The following is a 16,766-nucleotide window of genomic DNA, read 5'->3' as shown; positions in this document are numbered from 1 at the left end:
GTTCAGTGCTGGACGGCCAGCCGGCGGCCCGGTTCCCACGTGCCGAACTCGCCCTGCCGGTAGAGGGCGGCCGTACCCGGGAAGAGCTCGCTCTCCTCCACCCGCCCGATCAGCAGCAGGTGGTCATCGGCGTCCACGGTCCGTACGAGCGTGCAGCCCGCGTAGGCGACCGCGGCCCCGGTGAGGACGGGGACGCCCGCAATCCCGCCGCGCCAGGCCACGCCGTCGAACTTGCGTTCCGCCTTCCCGGCGAAGAGCCGGGCCGCGTCCTGGCCCTGGTCGGCCACGAAGTTCATCGCGAACACCCCGGAGGAGAGCACCGCGGGCAGGGTCCGGGACCCCTTGCCCACGCAGAGGAGGAGGTGGGGCGGGGCCGCCGAGACGGCCGAGAAGGCGTTGCAGGTGAAACCGCTCGGTTCGCCGTCCGCCCCGAGTGCGGTGACGATCGCGACAGGTGTCGGAAACGAACCGAAAACCTTACGGAAGGTATCCGCGTCCAGCATGGTGTCCACTCCGTCGAGTCAGTTACGGGACTTTCCCGCTGCATGGGCGGCACTATCGGGGCAGTGGCTAGAAAGTACCTGGAAGGGAACTCGACCGGTGGGCCAGTAGCCCTTGAGCCGGTTCACCCCGCGCACCCGGTACGGCCGGAATACGGGCGTCCGTCGGCCGACGGCGCCGGGCGGCATCACGCCCCCGGCTGGCTGCGGACGGGCCGCCGACCACCATCACAGGGTACGTCTTCCCTGGTCAGGGCCACTGTCCCGCGGTCCTCCCGACCGGCGGCACGAGGGTCCGCGGGGGTCCTGCGGGAGGGATCCGCTACGCCGGCTCGTCGGCGGGGGTGACCAGTCCGGCAGCCGCCAGATAACCGATGATGTCCTCGGTCACCTGGGGCGGCAGCGGCAAAGCGGCCGAAACCGCTGTGAGCGTTGTCGGCCACGCGAGCGTCATCGCGACCCATGCCGCCTCCTGCCGGTGCAGGACGACGCGGTGGGGCGAGCGGTCCGACTCCAGTACGCATCCGATGCCCGACTCCGGCACGGTGAAGGCCACGTGTCGCGGAAGGCACACCCGGCTCTCGCCGGCCGGGCGGATCAGGACGAACGAGGCCGCGGACGACAACGGCACCACGGACAGCAGCGGCCCCTTCAGGTCGTCCACGCCGAGGGTGCGCACCACGAGGTGCGACAGCTTGCTGAGGGCCGGCAGCGTGAAGGGGCACTGGTCCTCGGGGCCGCTCAGGGCGTTGGCCAGGAGTACCGGCCCGAGCTCCATCCTCCGCAGCACCTCGCGCACCGCCGGGCTGGGCCGGTCGAGCCGGTCCTCGCCCCAGCGGCTGGTGAGGAGCAACGCGTCTCCGCCGGCCCCCTGATCGATCATCACGTCCTCGGACAGCGACCAGAGATGGAAGGTCTGGACACCCCCGGTCGTTTGTCGCATATTGCACCTCTCTTGCCGGGCGGAGGGATCCGTCGAGTATGGACGCGGGCCCCGGCCCGACGACACACAGTGCGTCATACGGCCACTAGGAATTCCTCACGCCGCCTTTAAAGGCCCGTCACACGGGCGCGGTCGGGGTCGGATCGGTCGACGAAACGGTCGACGAAACGGTCGACGAAACGGTCGACGCCGCGGTCGACGCCGCGGTCGACGGAGCGCGGTCAGGAGCGGGCGGAGCGCGCCACCCCTCCCCCGCTGCGGCCGAATACGGCGGTCACCAGCATCGCGGCGAGCGCGAAGGCGCCGGCCACGGCCATCGCCAGCCGGGGGCCGGAGCCGTCGATGATCAGACCGCCGATGAACGAGCCCACGCCGATCGCCCCGTTGAAGGCGGCCACGTACAGCGACGAGGCGGCCTCGCTCTCCTCGGGGACGAGTCGCATGACCCAGGTCTGTAGGGCGACGGGCAGCGCGGCGTAGAGCACGCCCCAGCACACCAGCATCGTGATGACCAGGGGCCCGCTGGCCCCACCCGCGTACATGACCACCATGACGACGGCCAGGAGCCCGGTGCAGCCGATCAGGCTCGCCCGCAGGGCACGGCCGACGACGGCACCGGCCGCGAAGTTCCCCGCCAGCCCGGCCGCACCGAAGACCAGCAGCAGCACGCCGATGAGGGACGGCCGGACTCCGGTCACCTCCTGGAGGAAGGGGGCCACGTAGGTGAAGGCGAGGAAGTGGCCGCTCATGATCAGTGCGGTGACGCCGACCGCGACGCGCAGTGCGCGGTGGCGCAGTACGTGCAGGAGCGCGGACAGGCTGCCGCTTCCCCGGGCGGGCAGGGCGGGCATGAAGAGCAGGCTCGCGCCCAGGACGAGGAAGCCGAGGAAGCCGACGCAGACGAAGGCCGCGTGCCAGCCCGCGGACTGGCCGACGGCGGTGCCCAGCGGGGTGCCCGCGACGGAGGCGAGGGAGATGCCGCCGAGGACCACCGAGGTCGCGCGGACGGCGTGCCGCTCGGGGACCAGCCGTACGGCGATCGATACGGCGATGGACCAGAACACTCCGTGCGCCAGGGCGACGATGAGGCGTGCGGTCAGGAGGAGCGCGTAGCCGTCGACGACGGCGGCCATGAGGTTGCCGGCGATGTAGAGGACCATCAGGGCGACGAGCAGCCACTTGCGGTCCACGCGCCCGGTGAGCGCGGTCAGCGGCGCGGCGGTCACCGCGGCGAGCGCCGCGAAGCCGGTGACGAGGAATCCGGCCGTTCCCAGCGAGACCGACGTGCCGTCGGCGATGGACGGGAGCAGGCCGATCGGCAGGGTCTCCGTGGTGACGAAGGAGAAGACGCCGAGGGCCAGTCCGGCCACGGCCAGCCAGGCGCGCAGGACCGAGCCCTGAGGGGCGGCCCCGGGCGGGGCGTCCGGGGTCGACGTGGAGGTGGGCCCGGGTGCTGGGTCCGTGCCTCCGGGCCGCTTGCTGGTCTGACTGGTCGCACTGGGGGACATCGTTGCTCCCGGTTTGGTGGTCCGGCGGGGAAAGGGACGGAGTTTTTGCTCGCGGGCAGCCCGACGGCGCGGAGAATGCGGGAATCATCACTGCCAGAAAAGGCCCGTCGATGAATTGTCCCGTGCTCGTACGCGCGGAGGAAGTGCGTCCGGGTCGTGGTGGTGGGACCACCAGTCACCCGCCGACGAGCGCCCCTACGCTGCACAAACACGGCCGGCGCTGCGCCTGTTGGTCTCCGCACTGGTGGCGGCACCACCCGGATCGATCAGCCCAGGCAATGCGGCGGAACGTCGGGTAGCTTTCTCGGCATCCCCCGCTTCGCACCGCAAATGCGCATCACCATTCGCTTCGCAATGCGCATCACAATTCGCTCGCGGATTCCCCTCTTCTGAAGGAGCAGAAAACGTGTCGACGGACAGAATGCGTACCCGGGTGACCCGACTCGACACGCTGACCGGGTTGCGCTTCCCCGCCGCCTTCGTGGTGTTCCTCTACCACGCCGCACTCCTGGCCTTCCTGGGCGTGCCCTGGCTGAGCAGCAGCTCTGCCGTGACCACGTACTACGACGCGGTCGCCCACGCCGGCGCCCTCGGCGTGACGTTCTTCTTCGTGCTCAGCGGCTTCGTGTTGACCTGGTCGGCCCGGGAAACCGACACCGCGCCGCGCTTCTGGCGGCGCCGCTTCCTCAAGATCGCCCCCAACTACGTGGTGGTCTGGGCGCTGGCCATGCTGGTGTTCGCCGCTCCGTTGACGGACATGACGGTCGGACTGCTCAACCTGTTCATGGTGCAGGTCTGGTACCCGGACTTCGCGATCAACTTCGGGGTGAACCCGGCGGGTTGGTCCCTGGGCGTCGAGGCGGTCTTCTACCTCCTGTTCCCGGTACTGATCCACTGGATCAGGAAGATCCCGGCCCACCGGCTGAACCTCTGGGTCCTGGGCGTGATCGCCGGGATCGTCGCGACGCCGCTGCTCTCGACGCTGCTGGTGCCGGCCGGGGCGATGATGCCCACGGAGCCCGACACCTCGATCAACCAGTACTTCTTCTCGTACATCCTGCCGCTGCCCCGCGTACTGGACTTCGCGCTCGGCATCCTCGTGGCCCGCTCGGTGATGGCGGGGCGCTGGCGCAACATCGGCATGGTCTGGTCGGGCGTCCTGCTCGTCGCGAGCTACGCGGTGGGCTACTTCACGCCGCCCATCTACTCCACGCGGGCGGTCTGCGTCGTCCCGGCGGCCCTGCTCATCGCGGCCGGCGCCATCGCGGACGACGAGGGCCGGTTCACGATCTTCCGCAACCGGGTCATGGTCTGGCTCGGCGACGTCTCGTTCGCCTTCTACCTGGTGCACTACACCGTGATGGTCGGGGTGTGGAAGCTGCTGGGCGGGAACTCGTACTCGGTTCCGGGGGCCGTCGGCCTGATGGTGCTGTGCATGGGCGTGGCGATCCTGGCGTCCTGGGCGCTGTACGCCCTGATCGAACGGCCGATCACCCGGCGCTGGTCGAACCCGAAGAAGAAGCCGGCGGCCGCGGCGACTCCCGTCGCGGGAGCCCGCCCGGGGACGGAGGACCGGCCACTGACGGAGGACCGGCCGCTCGCGGCCCGGGGCGCCGGCGAGAAGATCGGTTCCGCCCCCACCGCGTGACCGTGCGCACGACCACGAAGGGGACCGCCTGCCCCGTCCGGCTCCGGCCGGACGGGGCAGGCGGTCCCTTTGCGTTTTCCGGTGTCCGCGTCGGTCGGTCCGTCAGAGGGCGGCCGCGGCGCGCAGGCCCGCGGGCGTGGAGACGTACCCGAAGAGGACGCCGCCGGGGTCCAGGGCGGCCGATTCCTTGAGGCCTCCGAGGTGGACCGGTACGAAGCCGGCGTCGTGCACCAGGCCCTGCGTGACCTCCCGGGCGCCGGGGTCGTCGGAGGCGATGCCCATGCCCCAGAAGTGCCGCTGCTGCGTGCCGCGCGACCACAGCAGCTCGTCCGGGAAGTGGGTGAACGCACGGGCCACGGACGCGTCGGGCAGCCGCTCGGCGGTCCTGCTGCCCCGGGTGGTGCCCGGTCCGAGCAGGGAGACGAAGAGTCCGTCCTCCGAGACGCCGATCGGGCTGGTGGCGTCGATGACGGTCTTGCCGGCCAGCCGGGGCGCCAGCCGGTCCAGCAGTTCGTCGAGGGCCGGGTGCGGGAGGGACAGCAGGACGACGTCACTGGCCTCGACCGCTTCGGCGTACGTCGCGGCCCGGGCCCGGTCGCCCAGCGGTTCGACGAACGGGACGAGCCGGCCCGGGTCCCGGGAGCCGAAGGTCACGCGGTGCCCGGCCGCCACCCAGTGCCGGCCGAGCGGGCGGCCGATGTTGCCCGCGCCCAGGATGCCGATGGCCAGCGGCTTCGCGGCTCGGGGGGGCGCCGTCTGGGGGTTGGTCGTTTCGGTCATGGGAGATCTCCTCGGACGACACGGAAGTCGGCCGCCGGTCACACTGACCGGCGGCCGACTGGAGGGATTCGGGAGTACGGGGATGCGGGGTAAACGGAGATACGGGGATACGGGGTGTACGGGGATACGGGGTGTACGGGTGTCAGTTCGCGACGATGTCGGGCCAGACCAGAGCGGTCGAGCCCCAGGTGACGCCACCGCCGAAGGCACTCATCAGCACACGGTCGCCCGGTGTGATCCGGCCCCCGGCAACGGCGTCGGAGAGGGCCAGCGGAATGGAGGCGGCGGAGGTGTTGCCGACGCGGTCGAGATTGACGACCGTCCGGTCCCTGGGCATGCCGAGCTGGTCGGCCACGGCGTGCAGGATCCGTACGTTCGCCTGGTGGCCCACGAACCAGTCCACCGAATCCGCCGCCCAGCCGGCGCGGTCGAGCATGGCCTGGGACGAGGCGGCCATCCGGGTCACGGCGTGCCGGAACACCGGCTTGCCCTGCATGCTGAAGTACGCGTCGGCGGGGTCCGGTTCGGGTGCGTCGGGTGCGGCCGCGGCGGAGCGCTGCCGTGAACCGCCGCCCGGGACGATGATGAGGTCCTTCAACGAGCCGTCGCTGCCCAGGTCGTGTCCCAGCAGCGCACCGGGCTCGGTGGGGTCTCCGGCCCGCAGCACCACGGCCCCGGCGCCGTCCCCGAAGATGACCGACGTGGTGCGGTCGTCGGGGTTGAGGATCGTGGAGTACGTCTCCGCGCCGATGACCAGCACGCGGTCGGCGATGCCGGCGGCGATGGCGCCCGCGGCGGAGGCGAGCCCGTAGACGAAGCCGCTGCACACGGCCGCGATGTCGTAGGCGGCCACGTTCGCCAGGCCCAGCCGGGAGGCGACTTCGGGAGCCGTCGCCGGGCACGGGTGGTCCGGAGTGGTCGTGGCGAGGACCACCAGGTCGACGTCGTCGGAGCCGGCCGACTTCAGCGCCCGCTCGCCCGCGGCCACGGCGAGGTCGCCGGTGGCGGTCCCCGGGTCGGCCCAGTGCCGCTGGGTGATGCCCGTCCGGGTGCGGATCCACTCGTCCGAGGTGTCCATGGTCCGGGACAGGTCCTCGTTGGTGACGACGCGGGGCGGGACGAACGTCCCGAGCCCGGCGAGGACCGCTGCTCGGCCATGGGGCAACGCATGAGTCAAGGGGGGCCTCCATAGTTGCCGGTGCGGGACGCCGCTACCGGGGGGCACGGTGGAACGGGCCGCTCTCCGCTCGGGGGCGGGCCACCCGACGATTGTCCGGCGGCGGGCGGAGCCCTTCCAGACCGTGCTGGCGCTATGGGTGCCGCTGGTGGTGGTGGGACCACCACCCTCGTGGCAGCGGGGTGGGGACCGGCGGTCCTACGGCCAGGGCGCGACGGGCCCGGAGATGCCCGGCGGCAGGTACACCAGGAGCCGGGTGCGGGCGGCTTCGTCCAGGTCCATCGTGAACAGCATGAAGGGGACGGGCCCGTCCTCGGGGTGGTCGACCTCGACCGTCGTCGGCACGAACTCCTCGACTTCGTGGCGCTCCCACAGCTGGGAGAACCCGGGGTCGTCGAGGGCCAGCCGGTCCGCCATCTCCTCGTAGCGCGGATCGTCGGAGCCGTACGAGGACTGGAGCCGGAACCGGGCCGTCATCCGGCGGGCCACCTCGGGCCGGTTCAGGTACCGCTCGCCGTGGGAGCCGGTGAACAGGCTGGTCAGGAAGTTGTCGTTGCCGTCGCGGCCCAGGCGCAGCACATCGGCCGCCGGTTCGTTGACCGCGAGGATCTCCCAGTAGCGGTCGATGACGCACGCGGGGCCCAACAGCTGGGTGTCGACCATCCGCTGGAACAGTCCGGAGTCCGGGAGGTCCGGATCGGAGAGGGGCAGCGGGGGGTTGGCGTCCGCGAGCCGGTACAGGTGCACCCGTTCGAGTTCGCTCAGGCGCAGGGCGCGGCTGATCGCGTCGAGTATCCCGTCCGAGACCTTGATGGGGCGGCCCTGTTCCAGCCAGGCGTACCAGGACGCGCTCACCCCTGCGAGGACCGCGACCTCCTCGCGGCGGAGGCCGACCCGGGCGCGCCGGGCGGAGGTCACCAGTCCGACGTCCTCGGGGGAGAGCGCTGCGCGGCGGCTCCGCAGGAAGTGCGCCAGCTCCGTGCGCTTCTTCTTCGTACGGTCGGTCCGGTCGGTCCCTAAGGGCATGGCGTCCATACCGCCCGAAGGTAGGTCACACCGGCAGCCGGTGTCAGCGGCGGGAATCACACGGGCGCGTGTTTTGAGGTCGTACACGCGGCCTCCGGGGCACGTGCACGTCCGCCCGTTCACTTCTCCACCGCCCCGAGGATGCTCCCCAACTCGGCGAAGAACAGGTCCTTGTGTTCCCGGTTGAAGAAGTGGCCCCCGGGGAGGGAGCGGAACGAGAAGTCCGCGCTCGTGTGCGAGCGCCACGCCTCGGCGTCCGCCACGGGGACCAGCGGGTCATGGCTGCCGAGCAGCACGTGGACCGGGCAGGGCAGGGGCCGGTGGCCCGCCTGCGGATGCCGGTAGGTGCCGCATACCCGCAGGTCCTCGCGGAGGCGTTCGACGACGACCTTCATCCGTGCGGGGTTCTCCCGCAGCAGTCGTCCGGCTCCACCCAGGCCCAACAGCAGCTCAAGGGACGCTCTATCCGATAGCCCTACGGTCAGGTCGGGCGCAGCCTGGACGTGCGGCGCGCGGTGGGCCCCGGCCACGAAACAGGCGGGCGGGCGCCGTCCCGCGGCGACGTGCCGCTGTGCCACGCCGTAGGAGACCAGCGCTCCCATGCTGTGTCCGTAGAACGCGTAGGGCTCGTCGAGGAAGGGGGTCAGCTGCCTTGTCACCTCACGTACCAGGGCGTCCATCGTGCTGACGGCACCGGGGACGCCGGCCGCGGGCACCGACCTGGGGGGCATGGACACGGGCACCACCTCCACGCCGCGGCCGAGCCATTGCCCCCAGCCCGAGAAGGACCAGGCGCTGCCGCCCGCGTGATGGAAACAGAACAGGCGCAGCCGGGCCGCCTCGTTCTTCGCCGGAACGCTCTTCGCCGTACCCGCCGCCGTGCTTGCCGGGATGTTCGCCGCTGTGTGGAACATGCCGTCAGTGTGGCGCCGGATTCCGGCGGGAGGGAGTGTCTGTCGAACGGGGTGGTGCCAACACCACCGGTGGGTCTGCCAGTCGGGCGCACTTCGGAAATTTTCTTCAGTTGGAAAGAGGTCGAGGAATGCAGACGACTGCATCTCCCCCGGTATCCGGACTTTTACGGCGGGCGAGGCTGCGGCATTTCCTGCGGGCGCGCAGGGAGCAGATCACCCCGGAGGAAGTCGGACTGGTGAACGTGGAGCGCCGGCGTACTCCGGGGCTGCGGCGCGAGGAGGTCGCGGCCCTGGCCGGGGTCGGGGTGTCCTGGTACACCTGGCTCGAACAGGGGCGGGACATCAACGTCTCCGAAGGGATCGTGAATGCGGTCAGCAACGCCCTGCGGCTCGGGGACGTGGAGCGCGACTACTTCTTCCGGCTGGCCGGCCACAATCCGCCGCAGCGCATGCAGGGCCACCACTGGGACAGCGAGTACGCGCGGATGCACGCGCTCGTCGAGGGGTGGTCGCGCAATCCGGCGTACATCACGGACCGGTACGGGCGGATCGAACTGGCCAGCCGTTCGGCCCGTTCCCTGTTCCGCATCGAGGCCCGCGGTGACAACTGCGTGCTGAAGTTCTTCACCGAACCTTCCACGCGCGAGAAGTACCCGGAAGCGGACGAGGTGGGGCGGGGGCTGGTCGCCCAGTTCCGGGCGCAGTCGGCCCGTTTCCCGGAGGACCGGGAATTCGGCCGGATCGCCGAGGGACTCGCCGAGCGCAGCCCGCGTTTCGCCACGCTGTGGGACTGTCACGAGGTGGTCGGCCCGAACCAGAGCAGACGCAAGATCGCGCTCCCGCAGTCCGGGGTGCGGGTCTTCGACCGCGTGGTGATGAGCGTGCCGGAGAGCCCCGAATCCCTGCTGACGCTGTACGTCCCCCGGCCCCGGGCCGAGTCGGCCGAGCGTCCGCACGACCTGGTCGGCGCTCACGCCGAAGCCGCCTGATCGACGTGCCGGCACCGGGTTTCCGCATCCGGTTCTCCGTGCCGGTGGTGTTCGCACCACCATGATCAGGAGACACTTCCTCCGCCGGTTCCCAGAACCCATGATGAATCCGTGGGACGGGGAGGAATTCGATCCGCTGAATTCACCCGCTCCGATCCCGCAACGCGAAAGTCGGCGTTCCCAGTGATTCACGGAGGAATCTCATGGATAATTCGATCGTCAGTCGGGTGGTCACGGTTCTGGGCGAACTGGACGTGCCGACAGCGGATGTCACTCCGGACACCACGTTCGAGGCGATGGAGATCGACTCGCTGCTGCTGGAAGAACTGGCCCTGCGGTTGCAGAAGACCTTCGGCGTCGAGATCGAGATGGGTGAGCTCGTTCCCGAGCAGACCGTCGCGGAGGCGGCAGCGGTGATCGCGTCCAAGGGCGTCACCGTAGCCTGACGCTTTCCCCCTCTTCCCCCTCCCTTTCCGCCTTTCCGCATCCCCGCTTCACCCCCACCCCCCACTTCTCTTTCGCGACCGGCATTCCGCCGCTCGCGTGGTCCGTCACGCTTGATTCGAGAGGAAATACCCCATGTCTGCCACCCTGCTCGTCCTCAACGAAGTCTCCGTGGCCCCCGGCCGGGTGGACCAGGTCCTGGCCGAGTGGAGCCGGCTGAACCAGAAGGAGCCGGTGGCCGGCCGCGCCCTGTACGTCAGCGTGGACGACGGCAACGTCCTGGAGATCACGCCGGTCAAGGACATCGCGGAGCTGAACGGCCTGAACGCGGGCTGGCACAAGCTCTGGGAGAGCGTTTCCGACGACCTCGTCACGGACTTCCGGCGCCATCTCCTGGAGTTCGTCGAGGCGCCGAAGGACACCACCGACCCGGTGCCGCAGACGCCCTACGTGCAGCTGCGGTACATCGAGGTGAAGCCCAGCACGTACGCCGCGTACCGCGAGTGGCGCGAGAACACCATCTTCGACGTCGTCCGCCGCTCGGACGAGGTGAAGACGTTCCTGGCGTACCACTCGCTGATCAGCTCCCAGCCCGGCGTGATGTTCGTGTCCGGTTTCGAGTGCGAGCCGGCGCAGTACCAGGCGGTCTTCACGTCGCCCGAGTACCAGGAGATCGTCCAGCAGGCGGGCGACCGCTACATCGTGGGCGGCGAGAGCGGCCTGTACACCCGCGTCTACAAGCGTGCCGATGTCTGAGACCGGTACGGCGACCCGCCCGGCCGCGCTCGCGACCCCGGGACGCAAGGAGACGTACGAACTCGCTCTCACGACCCAGGGTCCGCTGTACCCGCCGAGCGAGGTCATGGACGCGGACGGCAACTTCGTGGTGGTGGGCATGATCAACCGGCCCACCGCCGCGGGCGGGGCCGCGCCCGAGTGGGGCGCGGCCGTGGTCTCGCCGGACACCGAGGTTCCCGAGTTCGGGCGCCTCGCCCCGTACTCGGTGGTGCGCGAGCTGGACACCGACCCCGAAGGGGCGGACCGGGACGTCGTTCTCCACACGCTGCCGCTGCCCCTGCCGTGCAACAACTACCCCATGCTGTTCGCACCGGAACAGCTGCCGGACGCCGCCCTGGTCGAGCGGCCGAGCCACGCCTTCCACGAGGTCCCCATCCCGGACCTGCGCGTGGAGGACGGGCCCAAGGTCGTCACGCCGGTGACGTTCGGCCAGTGGATGCGGGCGAGCGGGACCCTGGAGGTCGCCGTCACCCCGGACGGCCGCTCCGGGACGTTCGACTTCGAGTTCTCCCGGCTCGTCCCCCACAGCGTCTACACGGTGATGTCACTGCGCGCCCGGGACCTCGATCCGGCGGGGCCCACCCGGCCGGGCCCGCTCGGGGTGCCGAACGTCTTCGTCACGGACGCGGACGGCTCCGGCCGCTACCACGCCACGATGCCGGACCCGTTCCCGGACCCGGAGCTTCCCGGCGCCAACCGGATCATCAACGTGGTCGTGCTGTGGATGAGCTACCAGCGCAGCTACGGCGGTGCCATCGGGGAGTTCGGTCTCGGCGGCGACATCCACGCCCATCTCAAGCTGCGCGGCCCGTCGTTCCAGGAGCTCCGGACCACCGGGGCCGGGACCCCGCGGCCCTGACGCCGCCCGCGCACCCAGCAGTTCGCGCGGCGGGACAACCGGCCGCCGCGCAAGACCAGACAGACCCGGAGGGGTCCCATGCCCATCATCTCCGTCACCACCTGGGACGGCCAGGACGACGCCCAGTGCCAGGAACTCATGGAGGAGCTGACCCGGACCGTCAGGAAGGTCACGGGAGCACCGCTGGACAAGATCACGGTCTACATCCAGGAGGTGCCGCGCAACCGCTGGGCGGAGGGCGGCTCCCTGGGCAGTGACCCGATGTTCCCGGAACTGAGCCGCCGTCTGACCGAATGACGTGCCCCCCACCCCACCCCGAACAGGAAAGGCCGACAGCCATGTCCCATGAATCACCCCAGGTCAACGATGCCAAGCCCGGCACGCTGTTCCTCGTGGGCGATGTGTTCGCCGAGTTCGCCCACCACGAAGGCGTGTTCACCGTCTCCCAGCTGGCCCGCCAGATCAGGAGCGGAGGGTTCCCGGACGGCGCCGGCGAGGTCCGCGTGAGCGTGGGGCAGGGCGTCTCCCTGTTCGACGTCCAGTTCATACGCGACACCCTGGCCCGGCGCGGGCTCGCGGACCTGGTCGTCATCGACGACCAGGCGCTGCACACCCGCGCCGGGCGGGAGATCGCGCACAAGCACCGCCCCGAGAACGTGCTCATCTCCCAGCCGCGGCCCGTCGGCGGCGACTGGTACGAGGCCGACCTGCTGGTGGACGGCGACAACGAGGTGATGTCCGACCACCTCACCGGGCAGCACATGCAGGGGATGCTGGCCACGGAGGCGGGCCGGCAGATGTTCATCGCGGTGGCCGAGCAGTACTACCTGCCGCCCGAGGCGATCGGCAGCAGCTACTTCGTCATCGACTCCTTCGCCACCCGGTACCGCAACTTCCTCTTCCCGCTCCCCGCGGTGGTGCGGTGCCACGTGCTGGCCCACCGGACCCCGCACCGCACCCGCATGACGTTCCACTGCGAACTCTCCGTGAGCCAGGGCGGTTCGGAGACCGCGGGCATGGAGGTCCGGTTCACGGCCTTCGACACCCAGGTCTCGCACGCCAAGGAGACGCGGGCGGCGCAGCGTTCCCTCCAGGACGGCGTGGCGCTGGCCGCCGCGGCGGCGGCCGCGGAGGCGGCGTCTCCGGCACGGGCGGAGGTCCGTACGTCATGAACGCCCGCCTGCCGGACCCGGACCGGCCCCGAATCGTCTTCAGCGATGTCGACGAGACGCTGATCACGGTCAAGAGCATGTTCGACTTCCTCCACTACCAGTTGGTGCGCCGGCACGGCGCGGCGGGCGAGGAGGAGTACGAGCGGATCATGGCGGTGATCCGTCGGCGCGCCGACGGCGGGACGCCCCGCGAGGACATCAACCGCTTCTACTACGGCCACTACGCGGGCGAGTCGGTGGACACGGTCAGGCAGCTGGCGGACGACTGGTTCACCGAGCGCACCGCCTCCACCCGGGGTTTCTACATCGACTCCACCCGTGACGCGCTGCGGGAGCACCGGACGGCCGGCGCGAGCCTGGTCCTGGTCTCGGGTTCGTTCCCGCCCCTGCTGGAACCGCTGGCGCACGAGCTGGGGGCGGATACGGTCCTGTGCACGCGCCCGCTGATCGCGGACGGCGTCTACACCGGCGAGGTCGCCACCCCGGTCATCGGCGAGGGCAAGCGCGCCGCGGTGCTCGCCCACCTGGCCTCCCGGCCCGACGTCGACCCGCTCGACTGCCACGCCTACGGGGACCACGTCTCCGATCTGCCGATGCTGGAGCTCGTGGGGCATCCCGTGGTCGTGGGCGACGACGCCGAGCTGCGCGAGCGTCTGGCGCGGCGCTCCGTGACGGTCGCCGTCCGATGAGCGGGCGTCGGTTCCACGTACTGCTGGGTCCCGACGGGGCCGGCAAGTCCTCGGTCATGCGGCGCCTGGTACCGATGCTGCCGCAGTGGCGGATGGTGTCGACGGACAGCGCGTTCGTGGCACCCGAGCACGCCCTGATCCCGCGGCTGCGGCAGGACGTGCACGACCACCTGTTGCCGGGCCTCGGTGGCGCGTACTCGGTGGACTTCATGGCCAGCGTGCTGCAGACGGCGGTGGTCCACCTCCGGGACCAGGTGCGGGAGGTGGACCCGCAGGTTCCGGTGCTCGTGGACTCGTACTACTACAAGATCCTGGCGAAGTGCCGGATGGCAGGGGTCCAGGACAGCCGGATGTACTCCTGGTGGCGTTCCTTCCCGCAGCCCAGCGGGGTGGTCTTCCTCGACGTCTCGCCCGGGTCCGCCTGGCGCCGCAGGGGAGACGGCGCGGGGCTCAACGCCCTGGAGTACGACGGCAAGGACGGGAGCTGGACGGAGTTCGAGAGCTACCAAAGGAACCTGCGGAAGATGCTGCTGGAGGAGGTGCGGGAGTTGCCGGTGACGATGCTGACCGAGCAGCCCGATGCCGACCGGGCGGCCGGGGCCGTACGGGAGGTGCTGACCGCATGAACGTTTCTTCGGTCTGGCACGCCCCCGGCCACACCGGCCGCTACCGCGAGCGGGTGTTCGCCGCGCGCGACCGGCTGGCCGGCGAGCACGCCGATCCGCGCGGCACGCAGCAGCGCGTCCTCACCGACCTGGTGGGCTTCAACGCCTCCACCAGCTTCGGAAGGAAGCACGGCTTGGGCCGCGTCCTCACGGTGGACGACTTCCGTGAGGCCGTCCCGGTGCGGACGTACGCCGACCACGCCCCGCTGATCGAACGGACGGCCGCCGGGGAGCGCAACCTGCTGTCGGCGGACGCGCCCGCGGTCTACTTCACCAGCAGCGGCAGCACCGGAGCCCACAAGAAGGTGCCCGTCACCCCGCGCTTCATGAGCACGACCTTCATGCCGTTCTACTTCGCTGCGTGGGCCCCGCTGATCGAGCACTTCCCGGAGGTCCTGGACCGGCCCGACGCCGTCCTCAACCTCAAGCACGATCCGCTCGGCGCCCCGCCCGTCACGGGCGACGGCCGGCCCCATGTGGGCGCCAGCCAGGTGGACTTCGGCGCCCGGTTCGGCGAACCCCTCTCCGCCGAGCCCGGCACGGGCGCGCCGTGGGCGATGCTCGCGGTGCCCACCGAGCCCGGCGACCACCTGGAACGGGCCTACCTGCGGCTCAGGCTGGCGGTGCAGAGCGACCTGCGGGCGCTGATCGGCATCAACCCGGCGATGGTCGCCGCCGTCCCCTACCAGCTGAACCTGTGGTGGTCTCGGATCGTGAAGGAGGTGCGGGACGGCACCCTCGGCGGTCTGCCGTACCGGGCTCCGGACCCCGAGCGGGCCGCCGAGCTCGAACGGCTCGCGGAGTACTTCGGCACCGTACGGCCGGCTCACGTGTGGCCCCGGCTACGGGCGCTGTTCTGCTGGACGACCGGTGTGGCCTCGCTGTACCTGCCCGCGCTGCGCGAGGAGTTCGGCTCCGGCGTCGCCGTGCTGCCGGCACCGGTGGCCGCTTCGGAGGGTCCGGTGGGGGTGGCGCTGGACCGGCACGCGTCGGCCGGCAGCCTCGTCGCATCGGCGTCGGTGTACGAGTTCGTGCCCGCCGACCAGGACCTCGCCCCCGACAGCGCCACCCTGCTGCCGCACGAGCTCGAAGCCGGCCACGACTACCACGTGATCTTCAGCCATGTCGGCGGGCTGTACCGGTACGCGGTCGGCGACGTGGTCCGGGTCGTGGACACCGTCGGCGGAGTGCCGCGGATGGAGTACGCGGGCCGGGGCGGCCGATCCGACGCGGCGGGTGAGCGACTGCGCGACGCCGAGGTGGTCAGGGCCCTGCACACGGCCCTGGACTCCGGCGGGCTCGCCCTGCGCAACGTGGCGTGCCGGGTCGAACCGGCCGTCGCCCCGGCTGCCGGACAGGCCGTCGCACCCGCTGCCGGACAGGTCGTCGGACGGGGCACCCGACGGGCCACCGGTGCGGCCGTGCCGGGCACCCCGCGCTACGTCTTCGCGATCGCCCCCCGCACCCCCTGGCACGAGCGCGAGACCGCCCGTTTCACCGCCGCCCTGGACGGCTCCCTCGCGGCGCAGTCCGCCGGGTACGCACGGGCCCGGGCGGCCGGTCGGCTGGACGCCCCCGCCGTCCGCCTGCTGGACGCCGAGGCGTTCGACCGGGACTGGCACGGGGCGGTCGCCGCGGGCGTCCGCCCCACCCAGGTCAAGGACCGCCTCTTCCGGCAGGACGACGCCCTCTGGGACCGCCTGACCACAGCGCCCCGCGGCTGAACTCCCCCCACCAGCAGCCCACGTCGGCCGCCCGGCACCCGCACCCCGCCCCCCACGACAAGGAGCAGCCTTCCATGCCCGTGCTCAACCCCGTCGAACGCACCGCCCTGCTCACCGCGGCGCTGCGGGCCGCCGAGACCCGCCGCGAGGACCGGCTCTACGAGGACCCGTACGCCGGCGGACTGGTCGGAGAGGCGGGTCCGGAGCTGCTGGCCGAGATCCGGGCGGCGACCTTCCCGCCCGACCGGCCGCGGACCCTGCCCAGCACCCCGGACTACAACGCCATCCGCACCCGGTTCTTCGACGATCTGCTCCAGCGGGCGGCCCAGGACCCGGGGACGACCCAGGTCGTGCTGGCCCCGGCGGGCATGGACTCGCGCGCCTACCGGCTCCCGTGGCCCGAGCACATCCGCTACTTCGAGGTCGACCGGCCTGCGGTGCTCGACTTCAAGGCCGAGCGGCTGCGGGGTGTCCGGCCCCGCGTCGACCACCGTACGGTCGCCGTCGACCTCACCGCCGACGACTGGGAGGAGCGGCTCGTCGCGTCCGGCTACGACCCCGCCGTGCCGTCGGCGTGGCTGCTGGAAGGGCTGCTGTACTACATCCCGGAGGCCGACGCGCACCGGATGCTGGAGCGGGTCGCCGCGATCTCCGCGCCCGGCAGCGAGATCGCCGCCGACATCGTCAACGGGGCCGCCCTGACCCTTCCCCACATGCGCGGCCTGCTGGACGTCTTCGCGGGCTGGGGGTGCCCCTGGGTGTTCGGCACCGACGAGCCCGAGGCCCTCTTCGCGCAGTACGGGTTCGACGTGCGCGCCGTCCAGCCGGGCGAGCCCGACGCCGACTACGGGCGGTGGCCCGACCCGGTGCCGCCGCGCGAGGTGAAGGACGTGCGGCGGGTTTTCTTCGTCCACGGCAGGCGTCGCTGAC

Annotated in this window: 18 protein-coding genes; 11 read left to right on the top strand and 7 right to left on the bottom strand. The window is 71.2% G+C overall.

What is annotated here, in order from left to right; translation table 11 throughout:
* Positions 1-2 precede the first annotated feature (2 nt).
* The 3 genes from OHA65_RS25565 to OHA65_RS25555 form a co-directional block, all read right to left on the bottom strand.
* The gene (locus OHA65_RS25565; protein WP_327285456.1) at positions 3-503 is read right to left on the bottom strand and encodes a flavin reductase family protein; all 501 of its coding nucleotides are present in this window, start codon (positions 501-503) and stop codon (positions 3-5) included.
* A gap of 319 nt (positions 504-822) precedes the next feature.
* On the bottom strand, positions 823-1,443 hold the full coding sequence (locus tag OHA65_RS25560) for an NADH oxidase (RefSeq protein WP_327285455.1): 621 nt from the start codon (positions 1,441-1,443) through the stop codon (positions 823-825).
* A gap of 221 nt (positions 1,444-1,664) precedes the next feature.
* Positions 1,665-2,951 (bottom strand): MFS transporter, encoded by a 1,287-nt coding sequence (locus OHA65_RS25555; RefSeq protein ID WP_327285454.1) that lies wholly within the window; start codon positions 2,949-2,951, stop codon positions 1,665-1,667.
* A 406-nt stretch (positions 2,952-3,357) separates the two neighbouring features.
* On the opposite strand from OHA65_RS25555, the gene OHA65_RS25550 reads away from it, so the two are divergent.
* The gene (locus tag OHA65_RS25550) at positions 3,358-4,599 is read left to right on the top strand and encodes an acyltransferase (RefSeq protein ID WP_328763719.1); all 1,242 of its coding nucleotides are present in this window, start codon (positions 3,358-3,360) and stop codon (positions 4,597-4,599) included.
* A gap of 102 nt (positions 4,600-4,701) precedes the next feature.
* On the opposite strand, the gene OHA65_RS25545 is transcribed toward OHA65_RS25550, so the two are convergent.
* The 4 genes from OHA65_RS25545 to OHA65_RS25530 form a co-directional block, all read right to left on the bottom strand.
* Positions 4,702-5,379, bottom strand: a complete 678-nt coding sequence (locus OHA65_RS25545) for an NADPH-dependent F420 reductase (RefSeq protein WP_405762471.1) — start codon at positions 5,377-5,379, stop codon at positions 4,702-4,704.
* Positions 5,380-5,521: 142 nt separating this feature from the next.
* Positions 5,522-6,556, bottom strand: a complete 1,035-nt coding sequence (locus OHA65_RS25540) for a beta-ketoacyl-ACP synthase III (protein ID WP_327285451.1) — start codon at positions 6,554-6,556, stop codon at positions 5,522-5,524.
* 198 nt (positions 6,557-6,754) lie between these two features.
* Positions 6,755-7,591, bottom strand: a complete 837-nt coding sequence (locus tag OHA65_RS25535; RefSeq protein WP_328763715.1) for a helix-turn-helix transcriptional regulator — start codon at positions 7,589-7,591, stop codon at positions 6,755-6,757.
* Positions 7,592-7,701: 110 nt separating this feature from the next.
* Positions 7,702-8,496, bottom strand: a complete 795-nt coding sequence (locus OHA65_RS25530; RefSeq protein ID WP_328763714.1) for an alpha/beta fold hydrolase — start codon at positions 8,494-8,496, stop codon at positions 7,702-7,704.
* Positions 8,497-8,624: 128 nt separating this feature from the next.
* On the opposite strand from OHA65_RS25530, the gene OHA65_RS25525 reads away from it, so the two are divergent.
* The 10 genes from OHA65_RS25525 to OHA65_RS25480 all read left to right on the top strand — a co-directional run bounded on the left by OHA65_RS25525 (position 8,625) and on the right by OHA65_RS25480 (position 16,765).
* Positions 8,625-9,485: a helix-turn-helix transcriptional regulator gene (locus OHA65_RS25525; RefSeq protein WP_328763713.1), complete on the top strand. Its 861-nt coding sequence runs from the start codon at positions 8,625-8,627 to the stop codon at positions 9,483-9,485.
* A 203-nt stretch (positions 9,486-9,688) separates the two neighbouring features.
* The gene (locus OHA65_RS25520; protein ID WP_054222253.1) at positions 9,689-9,931 is read left to right on the top strand and encodes an acyl carrier protein; all 243 of its coding nucleotides are present in this window, start codon (positions 9,689-9,691) and stop codon (positions 9,929-9,931) included.
* A gap of 133 nt (positions 9,932-10,064) precedes the next feature.
* Positions 10,065-10,685: a hypothetical protein gene (locus OHA65_RS25515; RefSeq protein ID WP_327285446.1), complete on the top strand. Its 621-nt coding sequence runs from the start codon at positions 10,065-10,067 to the stop codon at positions 10,683-10,685.
* Complete coding sequence (locus OHA65_RS25510; RefSeq protein ID WP_371644809.1) at positions 10,678-11,586, top strand: hypothetical protein; 909 nt, start codon at positions 10,678-10,680, stop codon at positions 11,584-11,586. The genes OHA65_RS25515 and OHA65_RS25510 overlap by 8 nt, the downstream gene beginning before the upstream one ends.
* A 78-nt stretch (positions 11,587-11,664) precedes the next feature.
* Positions 11,665-11,883, top strand: coding sequence for a tautomerase family protein (locus OHA65_RS25505; protein WP_327285444.1), 219 nt, complete (start codon positions 11,665-11,667; stop codon positions 11,881-11,883).
* 41 nt (positions 11,884-11,924) lie between these two features.
* Complete coding sequence (locus OHA65_RS25500; protein ID WP_327285443.1) at positions 11,925-12,758, top strand: AfsA-related hotdog domain-containing protein; 834 nt, start codon at positions 11,925-11,927, stop codon at positions 12,756-12,758.
* On the top strand, positions 12,755-13,447 hold the full coding sequence (locus OHA65_RS25495; protein WP_328763709.1) for an HAD-IB family hydrolase: 693 nt from the start codon (positions 12,755-12,757) through the stop codon (positions 13,445-13,447). The genes OHA65_RS25500 and OHA65_RS25495 overlap by 4 nt, the downstream gene beginning before the upstream one ends.
* The gene (locus OHA65_RS25490) at positions 13,444-14,073 is read left to right on the top strand and encodes a hypothetical protein (protein WP_327285441.1); all 630 of its coding nucleotides are present in this window, start codon (positions 13,444-13,446) and stop codon (positions 14,071-14,073) included. Before OHA65_RS25495 ends, OHA65_RS25490 begins: the two co-directional genes overlap by 4 nt.
* A complete protein-coding gene (locus tag OHA65_RS25485) occupies positions 14,070-15,836 on the top strand; it encodes a GH3 auxin-responsive promoter family protein (RefSeq protein WP_327285440.1) in 1,767 nt (588 codons plus the stop codon). Before OHA65_RS25490 ends, OHA65_RS25485 begins: the two co-directional genes overlap by 4 nt.
* 74 nt (positions 15,837-15,910) lie before the next feature.
* A complete protein-coding gene (locus OHA65_RS25480) occupies positions 15,911-16,765 on the top strand; it encodes an SAM-dependent methyltransferase (RefSeq protein ID WP_327285439.1) in 855 nt (284 codons plus the stop codon).
* The last annotated feature ends 1 nt before the right edge of the window (position 16,766 follow it).

Origin of the sequence: Streptomyces sp. NBC_00045, assembly GCF_045041095.1 — a bacterium.
Taxonomy (GTDB): domain Bacteria; phylum Actinomycetota; class Actinomycetes; order Streptomycetales; family Streptomycetaceae; genus Streptomyces.
This window is presented reverse-complemented; position numbering and strand designations above follow the sequence as displayed.